1 protein-coding gene is annotated in these 457 nt (G+C 51.2%); it reads right to left on the reverse strand.

What is annotated here, in order from left to right; translation table 11 throughout:
* Nucleotides 1-265, reverse strand: a 265-nt coding sequence (locus GPA22_RS22445) for a molybdopterin-dependent oxidoreductase (RefSeq protein ID WP_169258288.1), incomplete at its 3' end; no start/stop codon positions are given.
* Between the last annotated feature and the right edge of the window lie 192 nt (nucleotides 266-457).

A 457-nucleotide genomic window follows, 5' to 3' on the forward strand; every position in this document is an offset into this window, starting at 1 on the left:
CGGCAACGTAATTCAGTGCCTCATCCCAGGAAACAGGTTCGAGTTTGCCGCCACGCTGGCGACGGATCATGGGGGTTTTCAGGCGCGGGGTCAGGATCTGGGTATCGTTAATGAAGTCCCAGCCATAATAACCCTTCAGACACAGGGTACCCTGGTTGGTTTTCCCCTGCGCTGCCTCCGCCCGGACGATTTTGCCGTTATCGACGACCAGGTTGATTTTGCAACCTGATGCGCAATAGGGGCAAACCGTGACGACTTTTTTCATCGGTCTCGCTCCAGTTAATCAAATCACGCATACGCGCTCTCGACTACAGTATGCATCTTTTATGCCACATTTTATGTGGGGTCATTCCCTGATATTACGGGCACTATTTATTCAAAACTCTGACGAAAAACAGGCTGTCGTCAGTTTTGACGTGACGAAACGAAATACCGCGTGACAGCCATCACGCGGCAT

Source organism: Aromatoleum toluvorans, assembly GCF_012910905.1.
Lineage (GTDB): Bacteria > Pseudomonadota > Gammaproteobacteria > Burkholderiales > Rhodocyclaceae > Aromatoleum > Aromatoleum toluvorans.